Origin of the sequence: Bacillus sp. 1735sda2 (assembly GCF_024159245.1) — a bacterium.
GTDB classification, from domain to species: Bacteria; Bacillota; Bacilli; order Bacillales; family Bacillaceae; genus Bacillus; species Bacillus pumilus_O.
The window spans coordinates 2,407,659-2,429,965 of the sequence record NZ_JAMYWZ010000001.1; the positions used below are offsets into that span (position 1 = coordinate 2,407,659).

Genomic DNA, 22,307 nt, shown 5'->3' on the forward strand with positions numbered 1-22,307 from the left:
CACAAAAAGTGAGCGTTTTTACCTAGAAAAGGTCTAGTCATTTGTTTCTGCTTCATTTTCAATTTTATTTTTGTTCTTCGCTTGTGTATCATTGCTTTCCTGTTTTGATTTTAGCTCAAAGTATTTGTCTAATACTTGTTCACCGATATCATTTGTAATTGGATAGCGCTGATTGTAGTCCTGATACACCCATGGTACAACGACGGAAATGGCCACTTCTGGGTTATCAGCAGGCGCATACGCCACAAGTGTCGTGTTGTATGTTGGTGTGCCGCGTTTGCTTTTAATTGGGCCGTCATAGAATGATTGAGCGGTTCCTGTCTTGCCAGCTGGGTTATACTTTTTGTTGCCAAAGTTCGAGTAGGCTGTCCCTCTTGGGTTCTGCATGACAAGCTTGAACCCTTGCTGAACACGCTTGATCTGATCACTTGTCATGTCTAGTTTATTCAATACGTCTGGTTTGACGGATTCTGTTACAGCACCAATGCCGCGCTGCGGATCTGGCTCTCTCACTTCTTTCACAAGCTGCGGACGTAAACGATATCCGCCATTGGCAACCGTTGAAACGTATTGCGCCATTTGCAGCGGTGTAAACGTATCATACTGTCCAATTGCATAGTCAAGCAGGAGTCCAGATTGTGTAGACGTTCCTCGGTAGCCTGTCGCTTCGTTTGGCAGGTCAATTCCTGTTTTGACCCCAAGACCAAATTTACTGAAATTATAACGGAATGTATCAAAAGCTTTCGGATCGATTGGGAGCGGTTGGTTCTTACGATACTCCCCTTTTCCAACAGCAATCGCTGTTTTAAACATATACACGTTAGATGAACGCTCGAGTGCCGTTAAATCATTAATGAGTCCCATATTTTGATAGGATTTCTTAGGTGGTGACTGCGCGATGTACAGAGGTTCATCGTACTGGGTACTTCCAATATGAATCACACCTGTTTTATAGCCAGTCAGTACAGTGGCTCCTTTTACGGCTGAGCCCATCGCATAGGATGATGTCATTGTTCCTAATGCGTAGTCATCAAATTTGTATTTTCCGTTTTTGTTTGAAATCTGTTTCCCAGCAACGGAGAGAACTTCTCCATTTCTAGGGTCCATCATGACAACAAACGCACGATCAAGAAGCTCTGTCCCGCCTCTTTGTTTCGCACTTTTTAAGTTCTTTTCAATGATCTTTTCAACTGCCTTTTGTAGTTGAATATCAATAGTGAGCACAAGGTCTTTCCCGCTCTTTCCTTCTGTTAGCACTTTAGAGCTTGTTACATTGCCCTCTTTATCAGTTGTGCTCTGCTCTTTTTCCTTCTGTCCTTGCAGGACATCTTCATATTGATATTCTAAATAGCTTTTTCCTACACGATCATTTCGGCTGTAGCCGAGCGATAAATAATGTTCAAGTAGTGACTGCGGAAGTCCTTCATCACTTGAGGACACACTGCCGAGCATACTGCGGAGCAGTCCTTTATACGGATAGCTGCGTGACCAGTCTGTTGTGACATCCACACCTGGCAGCTCGTCCAAATGCTCAGAGACGTAAGCAATTTCACTTGGCTTTACATCATCATTTTTAATGAATTGAGGCGTAAGTGCATACCCTGCATCCATTTGTCTTTTAATCGCAAGCACTTGTAAGTCTTTTTTCGTCAATTGATTTAATTCCTTGTCCGTGATGCGTTTCAGCTGAAGCTCATATAATTTATCATCAGCGACCTTATCGTCACCCTTTAATTCTGATTCCTTTTGAACAAGCTCTTTCGCTTCGTTCGGATGCGTTAAAATCCAGAAATCTTTTTTGTCACGATCTGTGATTTTTTTCGTACTCACATGTATCATATCCGCTAATTTTGTAGCCACTTTGAGCCGTTCTTCTTGTGAAGTCGTCGAGGTTCTCGTATATGTAATGGCATTTAGCGCTTTATTGCTGACAATCGTATTATAATTTCGATCGTAAATTTTTCCGCGCGGAGCAGCTGAGCTGACATTTACATCCTCTTGTTTTTCTGCCTGCTTTTTATAATCTTCTCCATTGACAATTTGTACAAATCCGAGTCTTACAACAACACCAGTAAAAATAATAAACGCAGCTAAAAATAGTAAATTCAGCCGGAGTGGAAGTGTTTTGCGCCCTTCCTTCGCGTCTTTTTTGCTTTTCTTGTTTCTCATCACATCACCTTTTCTATCAAGAAAGAAATGGCACCCCTTTTTGTGTATAAAAGGTGCCATCATCATTTTAGCGGTTTTTCTATTATTTATCTAGAAATTTGATGTTCCATTGGTAAGAAATTTTACCTTTCTCCCTTAATAAGGTTCGTCTGAGAAACTGGCTTTTGACCGTCTGCCTCTTTCATATCAGCAGTTTTTTCTTTCAAATGAATATCTTTTACAAAGAAATAAATGAGGGTATGTCCCGCTCCAAGCACAACGAGAGATGCAGGTATCCCGAGCTCATCACCAAGTAAAGTGACAGACAAAAGAAACAACAAAATAGAACAAATACGGCCAGCATTTAAAAACAGCTCTCTGACCACAATATATTCAATTCGGGCTTTCCTTGCATACCTTGCATGACCGATGACATCGTATGTTAAGGATACATATGGAACAAGCAGAAGCGGATATCCTATCGCAATGGCGACCGCATACATGAGAAGTGATACATAGGACAAGTGAAAGACGATTAAGAACAAGGCTCCGTATAAAATCAGCCCGCCAAGCATGATGGCTTTCTTACGCCACTTTTTCTTAATCAAACGCGTAGCGAAGAAATAAGCGAAAAAAGCAACACCTGAGTTCACCAAACCAAATGTCCCAAGAGCAAGTTCACTGTTTGTTGCGATAAACACAAAGACACTGATTAAGAAGACAAAGACTCCTTCACGAAGCCCTTGAAAAAAGTGAGCTGTTGTAATCCTACGCCAATTCTCGTCAGCATGACGTTCTTTCCATATTTGCTTGATGATGAATTTCCCTTTGGACTGCCTTCTCTTGAGGAAAAAGCTCATCACAACCGCGAGTGAAAACAAAAAAAGCGATAACGTGAAAATCACCGTATAGCCTGTATCATCTGTTAATTGCGATATGACAATCCCCGCAATAAGAGGACCGATCATGCCAGCTGTAGATGACAGCACGCCGAGAAATCCATTAAAGAAATCTCTTGTTTCGGGCTCGGTGATCTCAAAGGTAAGTACGTTAAAAGCAAGCCAGTAAAAGCCATAACCGATCCCAAGGACACTCCCTAATAAAACAAGCCGCGCTGCTGCGTGCTCTCCTGCTATTAAGACAATTAAGTAAAAAGCAGCTAAGAAGATAACGCCGAAACGAAGGACAAACGCCCGGTCTATTTTTTTAGCGAGCTTGCCTGCGAATAAAAATGTAATCGGCTGCAGCACAACAATAGCCAGATTGTAAATCGCAAGATCGGTGAATTTCCCAGACTGTTTCCATAAATACACGTTTACAAACGTATTAGAAAGCGCAATGGCAAGTGCATATAATCCGCCAATCGTGAGGAGGAGCATTAAATCTCTTGTCACATCCATGTCCCCGAACATTTTCTTTAATCTGCTCATATATTTCATTCTCCTTTTCTACACAATAGTCTGTCTCATCAAAAGGCAGATATGTAAAAAAAGGAGGGAAAATATAAAAAGACCTGCTTCTCTAAAGAGCAGGTCTTTTCAAATCAAATGATTTATTTAGCTTCGCTGTAAAGGCGAGCCACTTCATCCCAGTTCACAACATTCCAGAATGCTGAAATGTAATCAGGACGACGGTTTTGGTAGTTTAGGTAGTAAGCATGCTCCCAAACGTCAAGTCCTAGAATTGGTGTTTTTCCTTCAGTTAAAGGAGAATCTTGGTTTGGCGTGCTTGTGATTTCAAGTTTGCCATTGTTCACAACAAGCCATGCCCAACCAGAACCAAAGCGTCCTGCAGCTGCTGCAGCGAAATCAGATTTGAATTTTTCAAATCCGCCTAATTCTTTTTCGATTGCATCTGCAAGTTCACCAGTTGGTGCGCCGCCACCGTTTGGTGAAAGAAGCGTCCAGAATAATGAGTGGTTAGCATGTCCTCCGCCATTGTTACGTACAGCTGTACGGATGTTCTCAGGCACAGAGTTTAGGTTAGCCACTAGCTCTTCGATTGATTGATCTTCAAGAGCTGATACACCTTCGATTGCTTTGTTTAAGTTTGTTACGTATGTGTTGTGGTGTTTTGTGTGGTGAATCGTCATTGTTTCCTTGTCGATATGTGGTTCTAATGCATCGTAAGCATATGGTAATTCTGGAAGTTTAAAAGCCATGGTTAAATTCCTCCTTAGAAATGTATGTACTGAAATGCTTCCTTAGGTATAAGCAAGCAATTCACCCTACTCAAAGAGTATCAAAAGAATTGGCTTGTTTCAACGTTATTGCTCATGATCTGAAACATTTCAGTGTTTATTTTGTATTTAGCCCTTTGGAAAAAGTTTTAAACTCCTTTTTTCTATTTATCGAAGGACATAGAATAAAAAGATGCCCAGCATCAGCGCTTGGATCAATCCTTTGGCAAATACCCCTGATATAAATCCGATTAATGAGCCTAATCCTACTTTCACACTTGTCTTCACATCTTTTTGATGAACAAGGAGCTCTGCAATAACACTTCCGATAAATGGACCAATGATAATTCCTGCAATCGGAATGACAAAGGGACCGACTAATAACCCGATGGTACTTCCCCAAATAGCTGCACGGCTACCACCAAACCGCTTGACCCCAATAAGATTTGAGACATAATCTGCCGCAAATAATACTGCGGTAAACACGGCTTGAATGAGCCAAAACGTCAGTGTCAGCGGCTCGAAGCTGAAAAAGAAACCATATAGAATAAATCCGAGAACGATAAAAACCACGCTAGGGATAATTGGATAAACAAGTCCAACAAATGCAATGATAAATGCACAAATAATGAGAATCCAATACAGCACGTCCAAGTCACAGCCGCCTCCTTTTTATTTGCTGTATTCATTATGCCTCATTCCTTCTATCTTAACCAGCAATGAAGGCCATACTTGTACTTGTTAGATAGACATTGATACAATATGAGAAATAGAAAAGAATGTAGGAAGTGAATTGATTGAACGTATTTAAATTATTGTTAAAAGGCATTTATTCACCAAAAGATATTGCTAAAGCACGGTTTACAGGGATTGGAAAAGCAATTTTATTCATTTTTATCCTTTCGATCATCGCAGCAGTTCCTCAGGGTTATCATATGAGCCAAGAGATCTCAAATGCGATGTCAGGATTTCAGCATGTGATCAAAAAAGATTTACCTGATTTCTCAATCGAAAAAGGAAAGCTTCAAGCGGATCAAAGTGAACCGATAGAAAAAGAAGAAAACGGCATTACGATCTTTTTTGATCCTGCTGAAAAAATAAAAGCAAGTGAGCTTGAATCAAAGCAAACGGCCATCGCATTATTAAAAGAAAAAGCAGTGATTGCCATCGATGGGCAAATGACAGATATTCCGTATCAGCTGCTTGGTGGAACGCTGACAAAAGACGAACTTGCCCGCGTGACAAATCAGAATCAAGCGATTATTATCCCAGTCATCTGTGTGCTGCTATATCTATCAACTGCGGCTCTCATGTTCATTAGCGCAACTTTCCTTGCGATGCTTGGTACATTTATTAAACGCATGCAACAAAAAGAGCTTTCCTTCCAAATGCTGTGGAAACTCTCTGCTTACTCACTCACATTAACAACAGTCTTTTTCGCCATCATGAGCGCATTAAACACACCTGTTGCGAATTCATTTTTATTAAATTGGGTCATTAACTTTATCTTCTTATACCTTGTTGTAAAGGAAATACCCGCTAAACATAAACCACTTGTTAAAAATTAATTAAGTAGATGAAAGCTCCCCCAACTCGGAGGAGCTTTTTATGTATGTGCGTGCTCTATGATTCATCCGGATGAATGATCGCAAACAAATAATGATCTTCCCATACGTCATTAATCTTTACTTTTTTACGATTCAGTCCCTCATTTTCAAAACCTGTCTTTTCCAGCACACGAATGGAACCTATATTACTCGGCTTTACTCCAGCTTCAATACGATGCAGGTGCAGCTCATCAAAAGCATAATCGATGATTAAACGAATGGCTTCTGTCATATACCCTTTCCCACCATGCTTTTCATCAAGTACATACCCTAGCCAAGCTCCCTCTACCGGACCTCTTACGACAGAACTTAAAGAGATTGTCCCAATTAAGCCATCTGTTTCATTTAAGAAAATACCATGCATATAGGCTTCATCCTGCGCGCATCTTTCCACACTGCGCTGAATTCGTTCAATTTGACGAGACAACGTGAAAAAATCGTCTTTCACCAAAGGTGTAAATTGCTGAAAATAGGAGCGATTCTCAAGCTCAAGTGTAAGTAGTGATTGTGCATCTTTTTCTGTTAGCACTCTCACATATATATGCTGACCGATTTTCTTCAAAAACTCTCCCCCTGTTCTTATTTTATCATAATCGTGATAGATGCTTAATAAAGCACCGCCGAACGTAAATTCATTACAAGACACACTAGAACGAACTAGAACCTTCCTTTCCAGCTTTTCTTCTCATGTTGGTTCTATCATTTCAGCACATGCATAGACTGAAGTAAACTCTTAAAAGCGGTGAGTGAAATGCGGCGTATTATTTTTTTGCTAATCAGTTTGTTTGTCCTCTTTATTATCTTTTTTGATTTGAAAAATGGCACCATCCCCGTTGAAGAAGGTCCAGCAGTCCCTGCAAATGCCTTTCAAACGGCTGAGAAAAAAGCATATAAGAAGGTCACGGTGAAACAAGGTGAAACCGTCGTCTCTATCGTTCATACAAGTAAGCCACTTGATGAAGTCATTGAGGATTTCGAAGAGCTGAATCAAGGCGTCAAAGCAAACGAAATTCGGGCAGGCAGCACATATAAGTTTCCGGTATATAAGAGATAAAACGTTAATTCCTTGTCATTCATACAAAGAGACTGTTACAATATGAACTGTAAAACAAGACGTACATAGCAAATGATTGCTTGTACACTAAGGAGCGATTGACAAGTGAGTGAAGTCACACATCGTACTAAAACGCGTCCCGTCAAAGTGGGACCTTTAACTATAGGTGGAAATAATGAGGTTGTCATTCAAAGTATGGCAACAACCAAAACACATGATGTCGAAGCGACAGTAGCTGAAATTAAGCGTCTTGAAGAAGCAGGCTGTCAAATCGTGCGTGTCGCATGCCCAGACGAGCGTGCAGCAAATGCGATTGCAGACATAAAAAAACAAATCAACATCCCGCTTGTTGTCGATATTCATTTTGACTACAAGCTTGCACTGAAAGCAATTGAAGCAGGTGCAGACAAAATTCGAATCAATCCAGGGAACATCGGAAGACGAGAAAAAGTCGAAGCAGTTGTGAAAGCAGCAAAAGAAAAAGGCATTCCAATCCGTATTGGGGTAAACGCTGGTTCATTAGAGAAAAAAATTCTTGATAAATACGGTTACCCAACAGCAGATGGTATGGTCGAAAGTGCACTGCACCACATTAAAATTCTTGAAGATCTAGATTTTCATGATATCATCGTCAGCATGAAAGCATCTGATGTCAACCTAGCGATTGAGGCATATGAAAAAGCAGCAAAAGCATTTGACTACCCTCTTCACCTTGGGATTACAGAATCAGGTACATTATTTGCAGGTACAGTCAAAAGTGCAGCTGGTCTAGGTGCTATCTTGAATATGGGGATTGGGAACACACTCCGCATCTCATTAAGTGCTGATCCAGTTGAAGAAGTAAAAGTAGCACGCGAACTGTTGAAATCATTTGGTCTTGCAGCAAATGCAGCAACACTGATCTCTTGCCCAACTTGTGGACGAATCGAAATTGACCTCATTAGCATTGCAAATGAAGTCGAAGAATATATCTCCACAATTAAAGCACCGATTAAAGTAGCTGTTCTTGGCTGTGCTGTAAATGGTCCAGGGGAAGCGCGTGAAGCTGACATCGGAATTGCCGGCGCTAGAGGCGAAGGTCTATTGTTCCGTAAAGGTGAAATTGTTCGTAAAGTACCAGAAGAAACGATGGTAGAAGAACTGAAAAAAGAAATCGATAAAATTGCTGAAGAGCACTATGCAAAAATGGAAGCTGAAAAAGCAAAAGCCAACGCATAACAAAAAACGCCTGACGTCACTGTCAGGCGTTTTTCTGTTGTTCTTGTTAAAAGAACGGGGTGATAAATATGCCTAGGATGACGGAAACAATTCCGATCCCGATTGACCATGCGCCAAGCGCATGTGCTCCTTTTCTTCTTGCAATATAACCAACGACGATTGCCGCTACTCCTAATAGAACCGGCAAGACAAATAACGAGATAATCGCAATCGCGAGGGCTGTATAGCCTATCCCCTTACTGCCAGAATCGTCACCTACTTGGTCACGTTCTCGTCTATCTACTCGATCTCTTGAAGCCTGATATGGCTCTGCAATTTCAGCAGCTGTTTCCTCTAGATAGCCATCATCATTACTAAAGTGTGTGTCGATTTCACGATCATTTCTTCTGAAATCTTCGTCTCTTTCCATGATCAATTCCCCCTTTTGGTTAATAGAAAGGAGCTTTTTTAGTATGAGCAAAAATGTCTGTTTCATGTTTGCTAAAACTTGCTGGAATTGTGAATTGATTATGTTACACTTTAAGAGTATAAAAATGAGGAGTGTGGGCATGTTACGTTTAGGAATTGATATTGATGGCACAGTGACGGCGCAGGACACCTTTGTTCCCTATTTAAATGAGTCGTTCCAATGTGCCATGACACTAGAAGATATGACAGAATATGATTTGACGAAGCTTTTAAATATTTCACAAGAAGAGTTTTGGGGCTGGATGAATCAGCATGAGCCTCTTATATATAAACAGGCAAAGCCTGCTAAGGACGCAAAAGAGATTCTTGATCAAATGAAACATCAGCACAGGCTGATCTATATTACAGCAAGAAGGCAGCATCATGCGGATATCACCTATGAGTGGTTCCACAAACATCACGTGCACTATGATGACATTGAGCTGGTTGGCGGTCATCATAAGCTCGAAGCTGTCCAGAAGCACGAGATTGATGTGTTTTTCGAAGATCATCATGGGAATGCCACAATGATTGCAAAAGAGGCTGACATCCCGGTTATTCTTTTTAACTCCCCATATAATCAAATGCCCATTGATGACAGGATTATACGCGTCAACAACTGGCAGGAAGCATCTCAATGGATCAAACAATACGAGCAGCGTTTGGAAACTGCTTATTAATACAGAAAAGCCGATACATTAGAGTATCGGCTCAGCTTGTAGACAAAGTCTACAAGCTTTTTTGTATAATAAGGGTAATAACAATAATCTGTGGGGGATAAACATGTTATCGAAACGTGAAGAAGAAAGAAGAAATCAATTAGAAGTAGTGGCTTTAGATGAATTAGTGCCTGAAGATCATCTTGTGCGGAAAATTGAACAAGCAATCGATTTCGATTTCATTTATGATCTTGTCAAAGATCATTATAGTTCTGATAATGGTAGACCAAGTGTTGATCCTGTTGTTCTCATTAAGATGGTCTTAATCCAATATCTATTTGGCATTCGCTCCATGCGTCAAACCATTAAAGAAATTGAAACCAATGTGGCTTATCGTTGGTTTATTGGGTATGGATTTTCGGAGAAAATTCCGCACTTTTCTACCTTCGGTAAAAACTACGTGAGACGCTTCCACGATACAGATTTATTCGAACAAATTTTTTATCGAATCTTAAGAGAAGCGATGAAAAAAGGGCTCGTTGACCCGTCTATCGCCTTCATTGATTCGACTCATGTCAAAGCGAACGCCAATAAGAAAAAACTTGAAAAGAAAATCGTTCGAGTTGAGACAAGAAGTTATCAAAATCAGCTTCATGAAGAGATCAATATTGATCGTGAAGAACATGGAAAAAAGCCCTTACCCCTACAGAATAAAGAAGAAACAAAAGAAATCAAGGTCAGTACAACTGACCCAGAGAGTGGCTATTATGTAAAGGATGAACGTGAAAAGTCATTTGCTTATTCATTTCATACAGCGTGTGATTCAAAAGGATTTATTTTAGGCTCGCTGGTCACAGGCGGAAATGTTCATGATAGTCGTATGTTGGATTCACTCGTATCAAAAGTGACAGAGAAAGTCGGAAAACCAAATGTAGTCGCAGTAGATGCGGGATATAAAACACCTTACATCGCTAAGTTCTTAATGGATCAAGAGATAAGACCTGTCATGCCCTACACTCGTCCAAGAACAAAAGCTGGTTATTTGAAAAAGAATGAATACGTATATGATGCATATTTTGATTGTTACATTTGCCCCAACGGGCAAATTCTCTCTTATCGTACAACGACTAGAGAAGGCTATAAGCAATATGTATCCGATTCAGAAGTATGTGAGTCCTGCTCGTTTTTAGATAACTGTACCCAAAGTCAAAACCACACCAAACAAATTCATCGGCATATTTGGCAGGATTATCTAGATGAAGCAGACAATCTGAGACTCACTGAAATAAATAAGAGCATCTACGCAAAACGGAAAGAAACGATTGAACGCGTTTTTGCGGATGCAAAAGAAAAGCATGGTATGCGTTGGACGAAACTTCGTGGACTAAAAAAAGTTTCAATGCAAGCGATGCTTACTTTCGCTGCCATGAACCTTAAAAAACTAGCAAACTGGACATGGAAAGTACCATGTCCAGCGTAAAACACATGATGTTTTTCAAAAAAAATGTGAAAACCCCACTTTTACTTGAAGTAAAGGTAGGGTTTGTCTACGGTCTGAGCCGATACATTAGAGTATCGGCTTCAGCTTGTAGACAAAGTCTACAAGCTTTTTTGTATAATAAGGGTAATAACAATAATCTGTGGGGGATAAACATGTTATCGAAACGTGAAGAAGAAAGAAGAAATCAATTAGAAGTAGTGGCTTTAGATGAATTAGTGCCTGAAGATCATCTTGTGCGGAAAATTGAACAAGCAATCGATTTCGATTTCATTTATGATCTTGTCAAAGATCATTATAGTTCTGATAATGGTAGACCAAGTGTTGATCCTGTTGTTCTCATTAAGATGGTCTTAATCCAATATCTATTTGGCATTCGCTCCATGCGTCAAACCATTAAAGAAATTGAAACCAATGTGGCTTATCGTTGGTTTATTGGGTATGGATTTTCGGAGAAAATTCCGCACTTTTCTACCTTCGGTAAAAACTACGTGAGACGCTTCCACGATACAGATTTATTCGAACAAATTTTTTATCGAATCTTAAGAGAAGCGATGAAAAAAGGGCTCGTTGACCCGTCTATCGCCTTCATTGATTCGACTCATGTCAAAGCGAACGCCAATAAGAAAAAACTTGAAAAGAAAATCGTTCGAGTTGAGACAAGAAGTTATCAAAATCAGCTTCATGAAGAGATCAATATTGATCGTGAAGAACATGGAAAAAAGCCCTTACCCCTACAGAATAAAGAAGAAACAAAAGAAATCAAGGTCAGTACAACTGACCCAGAGAGTGGCTATTATGTAAAGGATGAACGTGAAAAGTCATTTGCTTATTCATTTCATACAGCGTGTGATTCAAAAGGATTTATTTTAGGCTCGCTGGTCACAGGCGGAAATGTTCATGATAGTCGTATGTTGGATTCACTCGTATCAAAAGTGACAGAGAAAGTCGGAAAACCAAATGTAGTCGCAGTAGATGCTGGATATAAAACACCTTACATCGCTAAGTTCTTAATGGATCAAGAGATAAGACCTGTCATGCCCTACACTCGTCCAAGAACAAAAGCTGGTTATTTGAAAAAGAATGAATACGTATATGATGCATATTTTGATTGTTACATTTGCCCCAACGGGCAAATTCTCTCTTATCGTACAACGACTAGAGAAGGCTATAAGCAATATGCATCCGATTCAGAAGTATGTGAGTCCTGTTCGTTTTTAGATAACTGTACCCAAAGTCAAAACCACACCAAACAAATTCATCGGCATATTTGGCAGGATTATCTAGATGAAGCAGACAATCTGAGACTCACTGAAATAAATAAGAGCATCTACGCAAAACGGAAAGAAACGATTGAACGCGTTTTTGCGGATGCAAAAGAAAAGCATGGTATGCGTTGGACGAAACTTCGTGGACTAAAAAAAGTTTCAATGCAAGCGATGCTTACTTTCGCTGCCATGAACCTTAAAAAACTAGCAAACTGGACATGGAAAGTACCATGTCCAGCGTAAAACACATGATGTTTTTCAAAAAAATGTGAAAACCCCACTTTTACTTGAAGTAAAGGTAGGGTTTGTCTACGGTCTGAAGCCGATACATTAGAGTATCGGCTTTTTTGATGAAACAAGCTGCCCTTCTGTCATGAGAAAATGGTATAGCGCTCCCTTCATGCCTGCCTGATTCAAGTAATAGCATGTTTCCACCTTCACTTGAATGTTCTTCCACGCAGGCAGAGTATGTAAATGTTGCTCAATGTTTGATAGCAATTCTGGTCTTGCACTTACACCGCCGCCAATGAGGATTTTCTCTGGATTAAGGACGGTTGCTACATTGTAAATGCCAATGGCGATTCGCTTGTACCACTGATCCACTAGTTTTTCAATGGACGGATCATGCTTTGCCTTTTCAAAAATGTCTTGACCGTCTATTTGAGTACTTTGGGGAATGCCTTGTTTTTCTTTATAGCTGCGAATTAAACCCGCCGTTGAAGCACTGCTGTTGAGTGTTGTAAATTGTCCATTGTCTGTTTCTGTCAGCATCATGCCAAATTCACCGCCGCGAAAAGAAGCTCCGCGCACAAGCTGACCACCAGCGAAAATACCACCCCCAACACCTGTGCCAAGCGTCATACAAATAAAACTGTCACACTCTTTCGCATGACCACTATATCTTTCTGCAAGAGCTGCACAGTTCGCATCATTTTCGACTTCAACACGAAGAGAGGTTTTCTCTTCTAAAAGAGTTTTTAGATTTTGACCATTTAAGGCAATGATGGCTCCTGCAAATTCTGTATAACCTGTTTCACTGTCCACAAAGCCCGGAAGACTAATCGCGATTCCGCTGACATCTGACGTTTTCTGATATCGCTTGACCACATCCGCCATCGTTTCTAAAAACGGTTCAAGCTGACGACAGTTCGTTTCATAGTCACCACTCGTGACCAGCTCCCCCTCCTGATCCATTAATCCATGTTTTGTTCTCGTTCCGCCTACATCAAACACGACATAATACGCCACTTTTGACCCTCCCTTTACTCCAAAAGACACAAATTTCTTCAGTACCTTGTTCTCATTTTAATGAAACAGCCGCCCTTTGTAAAACGTTTTCAAAAAGACAAGAGAAAACGCCAGCTCTAAGGCTAGAGGTTTCGGTTTTGAAGTAGAAAATATCAATAGAACACCATTATTGGATGAACAATAGAAAAAGCAATGGAGTTGATTTACCATTGCTTTTCAAGTTAATTGATATACTTTTCTTGGTACGCCTTAAATTGTTCTTCGTACTTTTTTAATTTTTTCCCATCAACTTTTGAATTTAATTTCGGTTTTCGCTTTCCAATAACCATCACATCTTTATCAACAATAGGACTTGCTAAAAAAATGTATGGCGCAAAACGATCACACTTCGTATTTGGAAGGGTTACAGATAACCTAGCATATTCTTCTGTCGGGAACTGATTCGAAATTTCAAGTTCCTTGAGTCCCTCTAATTGCGATATTGGCTCTAAAGACTCGTCCTTCACTTTTATATTAGATAAGCACAGATATGTTAAATTCTTAAGGTATCTTAATGGTTGAAGAGTATGTAAATTTAATGCATTCCAAACCCCGCCTGACAATTGTAACAATTCTAAACCAGTGTTTTTTTGCAAAGGGGCTATGTCATTTAACTTTGAAAAATCTGTTATTGATAAAGATTTTAAACAAGTGTTTTTTGATAAATCCCATAAACTTTGTGCCTTTGTATTCCATTCAAGTGCCAATACTTCAAGATCCTTAAGAGAACTAATGATTGATAAATCTTCTACTCTCATTTCATGTACAAAGAGCATTCTGGGATTAACTAAGCTCAAGATCGTATCGAATTCCTTTTGGTGCACTTTGTAAATTCACAATTTCGTCAGATTAGAAAAAGATTTCTACCTGTCAATATTTTTTGTTTTTCCTGTAATTAACAATTCAGTGGAATCTTCATCTACATCGGCTAAATCACGAACAACTTCTGGTCGTTCATCCAAATGAAAAATATATTGTGAGTGTTCTTTTAGCATTCTTTTACCTCCACATCTACGAATGACGGAATTTCTACATTAATTTTATCAGAATGTTGCTGTTAAAACATCAACATCGTTAGCTCCTGTCGATATTTCTGCCAAAAAAACAAGAGTAGTTAGTAAAATGCCTCAAATAAAAGAACTCCAATTCAAATATGAATTGGAGTGCTCATTAAATGACGGATCTATTTTTTCTACCTTAAAACAGAACCCGTTATTCTGCGGCTGACTGTTTTATGAATGAACTTCCTTCGGTTCGCAAGAAGGACACGTTCCGTATATTTCGAATTTATGTCCGCTAATGTGATAATCCTCTAGATCGGCGTCTAATTTGTCCATAGGGCAGGCATCAATCTCCTTTGTTTTACCACATGCGAGACATATAAAATGATGATGGTGATGAGAAAAGGAGCATTTAAAACGAAAAAGCTTCTCTCCTGACAATTCCGTTGTTTCTAATATACCTAAGTCTTCATATAGTGACAGGTTTCGATAAATCGTATCAAAGCTAAGACCTGGATAGTCTTCACTTAGTGCCGTCAGCACATTTTTAGCAGTCAAATATTTATCAGAATCAGAAAACAGTTGAAGCATGTCTTCACGTTTGCTTGTATACTTGTAGCCTTTTTCTTTTAATAAATCAAGCGCTTCTTGTACGTTCATGATGATTCCCCCTTTTGAATTTCCCAATAAAAATACATCCGATTAAAATCAAAATGGACAGCATCACAATGGTTCCGCCTGGCGCTAAATCTAGGTAATAGCTTAAGATCAACCCTGCCAATACAGACAATTCACCGAACAAGATCGAAAGGAAGATCGCCTGTTTGAAGCCTTTGGCAATGCGGATACTTGCCGCAACAGGAAGTGTCATGAGCGCAGAGACAAGCAGTGTACCTACGATACGCATCGATGCCGCAATGACAAGTGCGACAACTAAGATAAAAATGAAATGAATCCATTTCGCTGAAATACCAGAAGCCTTTGCATGCTCTTCATCAAAAGAAAGTAAAAATAATTCTTTATATAAAAGCACGACAACTAACACCACAATGAGTGAGATTCCAACAACAATCCAAAGATCTAATCTCGACACCGCACTGACACTTCCGAACAAATAACTAAACAAATCTGTATTAAAGCCATTCGCTAGTGAAATGAAGATGACGGAAATCCCAATACCACCTGATAAAATAATAGGGATCGCCAGTTCCTGATAATGCTTATACACAGATCGCAGGCGTTCAATAAATAACGAACCTGCAACTGAAAACGCCATCCCTAAGTATAGCGGGCTCACCCCTGTCAAGAGGCCGAACTTTTTATCAAGGAATAAACTTGCTGCAATACCGGCAAGTGAAACGTGACTGAGGGCGTCTGCAATCAGCGAAAGCCTTCTCACGACGATAAATACACCAAGCAAGGGCGCAATAAAGCCGATCAGCATTCCTGCGATAAACGCATTTTGTAAGAATTCATAATGAAAAAATGGAAATAGCATTATTCATGTCCCCCATGATGGTGATGATCGTGATGAATCACTTGAATGTCATGTCCGTAAAATTGGGATAGCGCTTGATCATCCATTGAATCAAACGTTTCTGCATCACCGTGGAAATGAAGTGTCTGATTTAAGCAAGCCACATGGGTGACTTTATCAGAAACAGTGCCCACGTCGTGTGTGACGAGAATTAAAGACATTCCTTTTTCTTTGTTTAATGTTTCTAGCAGCTGATAAAAGCCTTCTACTGTCCGCTGGTCTACCCCAACCGTTGGTTCATCTAAGATAAGCAGCTTGGGCTGACTGACGAGCGCACGGGCAATAAAGGTACGCTGCTGTTGACCGCCTGAAAGTTCCCCAATGTTTTGATGCTTCAAATCTTGTATCCCAACTGAGCGAATGGCATCCTCAACTTGCCATTTGTCCTGCTTGCTCATTCGTTTAAATAATCCTATTTTCGCCGTCAATCCACTTGCGACGACTTCGTAAACAGAAGCAGGAAAACCTGTATTAAAACTATTCGCCTTTTGAGAAACAAATCCAATTTGGTCCCAGTCTCTAAATTTAGAAGCAGGCGTGCCAAATAGTTTTAATTCACCTTGCTGTGGTTTAATGAGCCCAAGCAGGCATTTTAATAAGGTTGTTTTACCAGACCCATTCGGTCCAACAAGCGCTAGAAAGTTCCCTTCCTCTACTGTTAAATGAATGTGATCTATGACATTTCTCTGTCCATACGAGTACGAAATGTCCTTCATTTCAATAATTGGCTTTGCCATGAATCTTTCCACCTTCAATCAATATAAAAAGAATGATTACGATTTATACAACAAAAAGAAAATGGCTTTTGCCATTTTCTCTGTCCATACATACACTTCATTATATAAAAGAAAGATTAAAAAGTAAAATAAAAGCTAATGAATGGCTGTTTTGAATTTACCGCCTTTTGTTTCATGCGTATCCATAATTGTAATAAATGCTTGACTATCAATTTCAAATACAATGGATTTTAGCTTTGTGATTTCAAGTCTTGTGACAACGGCGTAGATGACATCCTTTTCTTCATCTGTATAACCGCCTTTCCCTCTCAACTTTGTCGTTCCCCTACCAAGTCGATGAAGAATCGCATCTGAAATTTCATCATAATAATCTGATACGATAATGACAGCTTTTGTTTCATCAAGTCCTTGAATGACAGCATCAATTGTTTTCATTGCCAAATAATATGTCATGACAGAATACATAGCCTGCTCTGGTCCGAAGACAAAGCCTGCCCAAATAAAAATGAACACATTGACGATCATGACAAACTCACCGACGGAAAAAGGAATTTTTTTCGTTAGCAGAATGCCTAAGATCTCCGTTCCATCCATTGAGCCTCCATTACGGATGACAAGTCCAACACCAAAACCAAGTAATAGCCCGCCAAATACAGTAGCTAAGATTGGCTGAGTGGTAAATGCCTCTACATGATGGAGTGAAGATTCTATGACGGCTAAGCTGACAATTCCAATCACAGTGGAAATAAGAAACGTTTTTCCAATATGTTTGTATCCTGATATCATAAATGGAATATTTAAAATGACAACAATCGTCGCAAAATTGATGAATGGGTTATCTGTAAAGAGATAATCCAAAATAAGCGAAATGCCGATGATGCCTCCATCAATAATATTGTTTGGCACTAAAAATAATTCAATGCTAACCGCTGCGCATGTAGCTCCTACTAGAATCAGAAAAATTCTCAAAATAAAATGAGGCACTGATTCCTTTCTATGCTGTTTATTTGCCATACGTTCTCCCCTCTACACCTGTTAAATTTTCAATGAACATTTATTCACTTTACTATTTTATCATTTCACAGGGTAAAATAAAATTTTTTGCACATTTTCCGTTTTCGCCCATACATTGTTACAGAGGGGAGGAATGGAATTGATTTTAATCCAAAAAATTGTCCTGCAGCGGCTCAATCAGATCACAGCAAATGATCTGTTAAGGTATGCGAAGCAGTATGGTGTCAGTTTAACGTCAAACCAAGCTGCCGAGGTGGCCAAACTGATGAATGGGAAAAACGTCAATATTTTTAATGATGCAGAGCGTAACCGGCTTCTTAAGCAGGTGGAAGCGATTACGTCTAAACAGACAGCTCAGACTGTCAATGATCTGTTTAACCAGTTTACAAGTTAAGCAAAAAAGGGCCGCATTTAGCGGCACCTCATGTTGTTGTATGCTTTTTTACTGATCTTTAATTTTATCTAGTAAGCCTTCGTCAAATTGCTTTTCTTTTAGCATCGCAATTTCGAATTTGTAAGGTGGTTTTTTGTTCTTTTTATCTTCACCTACATAAGGCGTTTCTAAGATTTTTGGCACATCTTGAAGCTGCGGATGATGCACAATATTGTTCAGTGCATCGAAGCCAATTTCACCAAAGCCGATATTTTCATGTCGGTCTTTTCTTGCGCCTTGTACGTTTTTACTATCATTAATATGAAGAACCTTGATTCGGTCAATACCGATGATTCGATCAAATTCTTCTAACATCCCATCAAAGTCAGTCACAATCGGATAACCAGCATCGTGTGTGTGACACGTATCAAAGCAGACAGAAAGTGCTTCGTTATGTGTCACTCCGTCGATAATTTGGGCAAGCTCTTCAAAGCTTCTTCCGCATTCTGATCCTTTGCCAGCCATTGTCTCAAGTGCAATTTGAACCTTTTGCCCTTTTACGATGACTTCGTTTAAGCCTTCAATGATTTTTTGGATTCCCGCTTCTGGTCCTGCTCCGACATGTGCACCCGGGTGGAGAACAATTTGCCTCGCACCTAGCGCTTCTGTACGTTCAATTTCAGAACGAAGGAAGTCCACGCCAAGCTCAAAAGTCGCAGGATTGACGGTGTTCCCAATATTAATAATATATGGTGCATGGACGACGATATCTGTCATGCCATGCTCTTTCATATGCGCTTGTCCAGCTTCAATATTGAGGTCTTCAATTTTCTTGCGGCGCGTATTTTGCGGTGCACCTGTATAAATCATAAACGTATTCGAACCATAAGAGGCAGCTTCTTGACTCGCTGCAAGAAGCATATGTTTTCCGCTCATGGATACATGTGAACCAATCTTCAACAATGTTTCCCCCTACTTTCCATTACGCTTTGACTTTCTACGTTCCTGTCTTTTGATTTTGTCCATCTCACGTGTCATTTTCTTTTTATATCCAGGTTTGACGGCTTTCGGTTTTCTCACAAGACGCTTTGCTTTTTCTTCAATTTCATTAGGTGCTTTTTTACGTCTTTGACGCTTCAAGCGGTCATCTGCATCTCGCCATTCGCCATGTACAATGGTTTTATTTTCAAACACAACGCCCATTTTCTCGATTTGAATGAGTGCATCCTCATCAGCAAGCTCATAAATGGTCATAGCAATTCCAGATGAACCAGCTCGAGCTGTTCGACCAACACGGTGAACATAAAAATCAAGATCAGATGGAAGTTCATAGTTGATCACATGGCTGACGCCTTTAATATCAATTCCGCGGGCTGCAAGATCAGATGCCACAATATAAGTGAACTCTAAATCATCAATTTGCTTCATCACTTTTTTACGTTCGCGCGGCGTTAATCCGCCATGTAGCACCCCAACCTTCATTCCTTTTTCTTGTAGGAATGATGCGATTTCATCAACGGTTGTTTTTGTATTGGCAAAAATGATGCCTAAATAAGGCTGTACATTCGTCACCATTTCATGAAGCAATTTTAGCTTGTCACGTTGTTTAGATGGGACTAAAATATGCTGAATGTTTTCAGCTGTAATTCGCTTTGGTTCAACATGGGCATATTTGGGATTGTCCATATATTTTTTCAGGAACGGTTTTAGTTTTTCTGGAATCGTTGCTGAGAACACAAGCATTTGTAGCTGTTCTGGCATTTGTGAGCCAATACGGTCCACATCTTCTAAAAATCCCATATCCAGCATTAAATCCGCTTCATCAATGACAAGAGATGTCGCTTTGTAAACGTTCAGCGCCTGCTCATGAATGAGGTCAGCAATACGTCCAGGTGTACCAACAACCAAATGCGGCTGGTTTTTTAGCTTTTGAATGGATTTCTGCTTGTCCGTTCCGCCAATGTAAAGCTTTGCTTTAATCTCTTCTTCTGGAGAAGCATTTTTTAAAATCGTTTGGGCTTCTTTGAAAATTTGATTGGCTAATTCTCTTGTAGGTGCAGTAATCACGACTTGTACGTGCTCTTTGCTTGGATCAATTGAATGAATCAGCGGCAATAAGTACGCGTGGGTTTTTCCTGTTCCTGTTTGTGATTGACCAATCACGCTTTCTCCTTTTAACACAGCAGGGATGATTCTTTTTTGAATATCAGTTGGCTCATAAAAGCCCAGTTCATGAATAGCATCTATAATAAAAGACTTTAATTCATATGTCGTAAATTTTGTTTCGTTCATGTTTTCACTCCTTAAGGCAATGCCTTTTTGCTCATCTCCTCATTATAGCTGATTTTCAGCAAAAAAACCATGTCCGCTTTTCTTACAGGAAACCAATTGATGCTTCCTTGCATAACCTATGAAGAGAAAGAGAATGCAGTAAGGGAGGTACAAGTATGTTAGGGCAAAGGCCTATGGGCGATTTTCAGCCGCACCGTCCCTCACGCCGGCATCTTGGAAATGGCGGACAGCCCGGAATTTTTCAAAGGAGGCAGCAAGCTCCTATCGAACAGCCTTTTCAAGGGCAAGGCAATCAATTTCAGCAAATGATGCCTCGCTCCCCGTCTGTACAGGGAGGCGGTGTACGCGGAATGGGCGGAATGGGCGGAATTCCAGGGGGCGAAAGCCGTGCACTAGGCGGCGGAGCAGGAATGAAAGGCATGCTCGCTAAATTTCTTCCTGGCGCAGGGGGAGCAGGGGTCTCTGGAGGTGGTGCGGGATTACAAGGAATCCAGAGCTTCGCAAATCCTGCAACGCTCTCAAGCATGTTAGGAAATGTTCAAAAAGTGCTCGGTATGGCGCAGCAATTTACACCAATGATTCAGCAATACGGTCCTTTAGTCAGAAACCTGCCTGCGATGATTAAGCTGTACAGCCAGCTTGGCAGTGCAGATGATGATGAAACAAGCACAGATGAAGAACCTAAAGAAATCGGCGAGGAAACTGAAGTGCCAAAAGAGGAAGCAGCACAAGATGATGAAATAGAAGAAAACGAAGAAGAACCAGAGGATATTCTTATCAAAAAAGCAGCTCCTCTCACATCACCTGCTCCTGAAGCAAAACCGAAAAAAAGACCTGGCAGCTCTGTTCCAAAACTATATGTCTAGTGTTCTTTTAACGGCGAAGTGTCCCCTGCGTATAACAATCTTTGATATATACGCTTACTTTGGCTATAATGGAAGCTAGAGAATGATAAAAAGCCGTTTTCACGGCTTTTTATATTGTTCTTCTCTAGCAGCACTTCCCTACAGGAGGACGAATAAATGAATGTAATTAAAATTTCGCCGCGTGGCTATTGCTATGGCGTTGTAGATGCAATGGTCATTGCTAAAAATGCCGCACTTGATAAAAACTTGCCACGCCCAATTTATATATTAGGTATGATTGTGCACAACAAACACGTGACAGATGCTTTCGAAGAAGATGGGATTTACACACTAGACGGACCAAACCGCTTGGACATTTTAAAGCAGGTTGAAAGCGGAACAGTCATTTTCACTGCCCATGGCGTTTCACCTGAGGTTCGTCAAATTGCAGAAGAAAAAGGTCTTGTCGCCATTGATGCAACCTGTCCCGATGTTACGAAAACACATGAACTCATTTCAGAGAAAACAGCCGATGGATATGATATTATTTATATCGGGAAAAAAGGGCATCCTGAGCCAGAGGGAGCTGTCGGAGTAGCCCCTGACAAGGTACATCTTGTCGAATCAGAAGCCGACATTGAGGCGCTCGATTTAACATCAGATAAACTGCTCATTACCAACCAGACAACGATGTCTCAGTGGGATGTCCACGATCTGATGGAGCTCATAAAAGAGAAATATCCTCACGTTGAATACCATCAAGAAATTTGTCTTGCAACGCAAGTACGTCAGGAAGCTGTATCTGAGCAAGCTGGCCAAGCCGATCTTACCATTGTTGTCGGCGATCCAAAAAGTAATAACTCCAATCGTCTGGCACAAGTGTCAATGGAGATTGCGGGAACGCAGGCTTACCGTATTGGTGACCTAAGTGAGCTCAAGCTGGAGTGGCTGCAAGGTGTAAATACCGTTGCCATTACTGCTGGCGCTTCTACACCAACACCTATTACAAAAGAGGTGATCCGTTTCTTAGAAAACTACGAGCCGGATGATGAATCAACTTGGAAGATCGAACGGTCGGTTCCTCTTTCGAAAATACTGCCACGCGTGAAAACAAAGAAATAAAAGAACGTCAGAGCATAGAGG

General features: G+C 40.3%; 22 protein-coding genes and 1 pseudogene. 9 read left to right on the top strand and 14 right to left on the bottom strand.

Annotated features, from left to right (window positions below):
- Window positions 1-33: 33 nt before the first annotated feature.
- From NKR21_RS12500 to NKR21_RS12515, 4 genes are all read right to left on the bottom strand, one after another.
- Window positions 34-2,169, bottom strand: a complete 2,136-nt coding sequence (locus NKR21_RS12500) for a peptidoglycan D,D-transpeptidase FtsI family protein (protein WP_041815732.1) — start codon at window positions 2,167-2,169, stop codon at window positions 34-36.
- A 122-nt stretch (window positions 2,170-2,291) separates the two neighbouring features.
- A complete protein-coding gene (locus tag NKR21_RS12505; protein ID WP_012010586.1) occupies window positions 2,292-3,578 on the bottom strand; it encodes an MFS transporter in 1,287 nt (428 codons plus the stop codon).
- Between the two features lie 122 nt (window positions 3,579-3,700).
- Window positions 3,701-4,309: a superoxide dismutase SodA gene (gene sodA, locus NKR21_RS12510; protein WP_007501264.1), complete on the bottom strand. Its 609-nt coding sequence runs from the start codon at window positions 4,307-4,309 to the stop codon at window positions 3,701-3,703.
- A gap of 186 nt (window positions 4,310-4,495) precedes the next feature.
- On the bottom strand, window positions 4,496-4,981 hold the full coding sequence (locus tag NKR21_RS12515) for a DUF456 domain-containing protein (RefSeq protein ID WP_012010587.1): 486 nt from the start codon (window positions 4,979-4,981) through the stop codon (window positions 4,496-4,498).
- 143 nt (window positions 4,982-5,124) lie between these two features.
- Here NKR21_RS12515 and NKR21_RS12520 point away from each other — a divergent pair, with 143 nt between their 5' ends.
- Window positions 5,125-5,895 (top strand): DUF1189 domain-containing protein, encoded by a 771-nt coding sequence (locus NKR21_RS12520; protein WP_144457659.1) that lies wholly within the window; start codon window positions 5,125-5,127, stop codon window positions 5,893-5,895.
- A gap of 55 nt (window positions 5,896-5,950) precedes the next feature.
- On the opposite strand, the gene NKR21_RS12525 is transcribed toward NKR21_RS12520, so the two are convergent.
- Window positions 5,951-6,496, bottom strand: a complete 546-nt coding sequence (locus NKR21_RS12525) for a GNAT family N-acetyltransferase (RefSeq protein ID WP_041815737.1) — start codon at window positions 6,494-6,496, stop codon at window positions 5,951-5,953.
- Window positions 6,497-6,685: 189 nt separating this feature from the next.
- On the opposite strand from NKR21_RS12525, the gene NKR21_RS12530 reads away from it, so the two are divergent.
- Window positions 6,686-6,988, top strand: coding sequence for a hypothetical protein (locus NKR21_RS12530; RefSeq protein ID WP_012010590.1), 303 nt, complete (start codon window positions 6,686-6,688; stop codon window positions 6,986-6,988).
- A 105-nt stretch (window positions 6,989-7,093) separates the two neighbouring features.
- Window positions 7,094-8,206 (top strand): flavodoxin-dependent (E)-4-hydroxy-3-methylbut-2-enyl-diphosphate synthase, encoded by a 1,113-nt coding sequence (ispG, locus tag NKR21_RS12535; RefSeq protein WP_003217392.1) that lies wholly within the window; start codon window positions 7,094-7,096, stop codon window positions 8,204-8,206.
- Window positions 8,207-8,252: 46 nt separating this feature from the next.
- Here ispG and NKR21_RS12540 read toward each other — a convergent pair whose 3' ends face one another.
- Complete coding sequence (locus tag NKR21_RS12540) at window positions 8,253-8,615, bottom strand: DUF308 domain-containing protein (protein ID WP_003217474.1); 363 nt, start codon at window positions 8,613-8,615, stop codon at window positions 8,253-8,255.
- A 139-nt stretch (window positions 8,616-8,754) separates the two neighbouring features.
- On the opposite strand from NKR21_RS12540, the gene NKR21_RS12545 reads away from it, so the two are divergent.
- The 3 genes from NKR21_RS12545 to NKR21_RS12555 all read left to right on the top strand — a co-directional run bounded on the left by NKR21_RS12545 (window position 8,755) and on the right by NKR21_RS12555 (window position 12,321).
- Window positions 8,755-9,333 carry a 5' nucleotidase, NT5C type gene (locus NKR21_RS12545; RefSeq protein WP_144457657.1) on the top strand — a complete coding sequence of 193 codons (579 nt, stop codon included), beginning with the start codon at window positions 8,755-8,757 and terminating at the stop codon, window positions 9,331-9,333.
- 103 nt (window positions 9,334-9,436) lie between these two features.
- A complete protein-coding gene (locus NKR21_RS12550; protein ID WP_012008915.1) occupies window positions 9,437-10,792 on the top strand; it encodes an IS1182-like element ISBpu1 family transposase in 1,356 nt (451 codons plus the stop codon).
- Window positions 10,793-10,965: 173 nt separating this feature from the next.
- Complete coding sequence (locus NKR21_RS12555) at window positions 10,966-12,321, top strand: IS1182-like element ISBpu1 family transposase (RefSeq protein ID WP_224926054.1); 1,356 nt, start codon at window positions 10,966-10,968, stop codon at window positions 12,319-12,321.
- Between the two features lie 87 nt (window positions 12,322-12,408).
- Here NKR21_RS12555 and NKR21_RS12560 read toward each other — a convergent pair whose 3' ends face one another.
- The 6 genes and pseudogenes from NKR21_RS12560 to NKR21_RS12585 form a co-directional block, all read right to left on the bottom strand.
- Window positions 12,409-13,326 carry an ROK family protein gene (locus NKR21_RS12560; protein WP_144455870.1) on the bottom strand — a complete coding sequence of 306 codons (918 nt, stop codon included), beginning with the start codon at window positions 13,324-13,326 and terminating at the stop codon, window positions 12,409-12,411.
- A gap of 221 nt (window positions 13,327-13,547) precedes the next feature.
- Window positions 13,548-14,360: pseudogene (locus tag NKR21_RS12565) on the bottom strand (leucine-rich repeat domain-containing protein).
- Window positions 14,361-14,597: 237 nt separating this feature from the next.
- Window positions 14,598-15,026, bottom strand: coding sequence for a zinc uptake transcriptional repressor Zur (zur, locus tag NKR21_RS12570; protein ID WP_012010595.1), 429 nt, complete (start codon window positions 15,024-15,026; stop codon window positions 14,598-14,600).
- Window positions 15,004-15,864, bottom strand: coding sequence for a metal ABC transporter permease (locus tag NKR21_RS12575; protein WP_012010596.1), 861 nt, complete (start codon window positions 15,862-15,864; stop codon window positions 15,004-15,006). The genes zur and NKR21_RS12575 overlap by 23 nt, the downstream gene beginning before the upstream one ends.
- Window positions 15,864-16,640: a metal ABC transporter ATP-binding protein gene (locus NKR21_RS12580; protein ID WP_144455868.1), complete on the bottom strand. Its 777-nt coding sequence runs from the start codon at window positions 16,638-16,640 to the stop codon at window positions 15,864-15,866. The genes NKR21_RS12575 and NKR21_RS12580 overlap by 1 nt, the downstream gene beginning before the upstream one ends.
- 135 nt (window positions 16,641-16,775) lie before the next feature.
- Entirely contained in the window at window positions 16,776-17,654 is an 879-nt protein-coding gene (locus NKR21_RS12585) for a YitT family protein (RefSeq protein ID WP_012010598.1), read from the bottom strand.
- Window positions 17,655-17,793: 139 nt separating this feature from the next.
- Between NKR21_RS12585 and NKR21_RS12590 the strand changes: the two genes are divergently transcribed.
- The gene (locus tag NKR21_RS12590) at window positions 17,794-18,048 is read left to right on the top strand and encodes a DUF2624 domain-containing protein (protein ID WP_060596669.1); all 255 of its coding nucleotides are present in this window, start codon (window positions 17,794-17,796) and stop codon (window positions 18,046-18,048) included.
- Window positions 18,049-18,096: 48 nt separating this feature from the next.
- On the opposite strand, the gene NKR21_RS12595 is transcribed toward NKR21_RS12590, so the two are convergent.
- Together NKR21_RS12595 and NKR21_RS12600 are read right to left on the bottom strand one after the other, a co-directional pair.
- On the bottom strand, window positions 18,097-18,990 hold the full coding sequence (locus NKR21_RS12595; RefSeq protein ID WP_144455866.1) for a deoxyribonuclease IV: 894 nt from the start codon (window positions 18,988-18,990) through the stop codon (window positions 18,097-18,099).
- 9 nt (window positions 18,991-18,999) lie between these two features.
- On the bottom strand, window positions 19,000-20,319 hold the full coding sequence (locus NKR21_RS12600) for a DEAD/DEAH box helicase (RefSeq protein ID WP_012010601.1): 1,320 nt from the start codon (window positions 20,317-20,319) through the stop codon (window positions 19,000-19,002).
- Window positions 20,320-20,474: 155 nt separating this feature from the next.
- Between NKR21_RS12600 and vrrA the strand changes: the two genes are divergently transcribed.
- Together vrrA and NKR21_RS12610 are read left to right on the top strand one after the other, a co-directional pair.
- Entirely contained in the window at window positions 20,475-21,185 is a 711-nt protein-coding gene (vrrA, locus tag NKR21_RS12605) for a VrrA/YqfQ family protein (protein WP_144455863.1), read from the top strand.
- Between the two features lie 156 nt (window positions 21,186-21,341).
- Window positions 21,342-22,286 carry a 4-hydroxy-3-methylbut-2-enyl diphosphate reductase gene (locus NKR21_RS12610; protein WP_012010603.1) on the top strand — a complete coding sequence of 315 codons (945 nt, stop codon included), beginning with the start codon at window positions 21,342-21,344 and terminating at the stop codon, window positions 22,284-22,286.
- Window positions 22,287-22,307: the final 21 nt, after the last annotated feature.

Excerpts from the sequence above, each read along its gene's own strand:
- NKR21_RS12540 (WP_003217474.1), bottom strand. The coding sequence starts at position 8,615 with ATGGAAAGAGACGAAGATTTCAGAAGAAATGATCGTGAAATCGACACA.
- NKR21_RS12505 (WP_012010586.1), bottom strand. The coding sequence starts at position 3,578 with ATGAGCAGATTAAAGAAAATGTTCGGGGACATGGATGTGACAAGAGAT.
- NKR21_RS12550 (WP_012008915.1), top strand. The coding sequence starts at position 9,437 with ATGTTATCGAAACGTGAAGAAGAAAGAAGAAATCAATTAGAAGTAGTG.
- vrrA (WP_144455863.1), top strand. The coding sequence starts at position 20,475 with ATGTTAGGGCAAAGGCCTATGGGCGATTTTCAGCCGCACCGTCCCTCA.
- zur (WP_012010595.1), bottom strand. The coding sequence starts at position 15,026 with ATGAACGTACAAGAAGCGCTTGATTTATTAAAAGAAAAAGGCTACAAG.
- NKR21_RS12530 (WP_012010590.1), top strand. The coding sequence starts at position 6,686 with ATGCGGCGTATTATTTTTTTGCTAATCAGTTTGTTTGTCCTCTTTATT.
- NKR21_RS12600 (WP_012010601.1), bottom strand. The coding sequence starts at position 20,319 with ATGAACGAAACAAAATTTACGACATATGAATTAAAGTCTTTTATTATA.
- sodA (WP_007501264.1), bottom strand. The coding sequence starts at position 4,309 with ATGGCTTTTAAACTTCCAGAATTACCATATGCTTACGATGCATTAGAA.
- NKR21_RS12585 (WP_012010598.1), bottom strand. The coding sequence starts at position 17,654 with ATGGCAAATAAACAGCATAGAAAGGAATCAGTGCCTCATTTTATTTTG.
- NKR21_RS12545 (WP_144457657.1), top strand. The coding sequence starts at position 8,755 with ATGTTACGTTTAGGAATTGATATTGATGGCACAGTGACGGCGCAGGAC.
- NKR21_RS12575 (WP_012010596.1), bottom strand. The coding sequence starts at position 15,864 with ATGCTATTTCCATTTTTTCATTATGAATTCTTACAAAATGCGTTTATC.
- NKR21_RS12555 (WP_224926054.1), top strand. The coding sequence starts at position 10,966 with ATGTTATCGAAACGTGAAGAAGAAAGAAGAAATCAATTAGAAGTAGTG.
- NKR21_RS12500 (WP_041815732.1), bottom strand. The coding sequence starts at position 2,169 with ATGAGAAACAAGAAAAGCAAAAAAGACGCGAAGGAAGGGCGCAAAACA.
- NKR21_RS12580 (WP_144455868.1), bottom strand. The coding sequence starts at position 16,640 with ATGGCAAAGCCAATTATTGAAATGAAGGACATTTCGTACTCGTATGGA.
- NKR21_RS12610 (WP_012010603.1), top strand. The coding sequence starts at position 21,342 with ATGAATGTAATTAAAATTTCGCCGCGTGGCTATTGCTATGGCGTTGTA.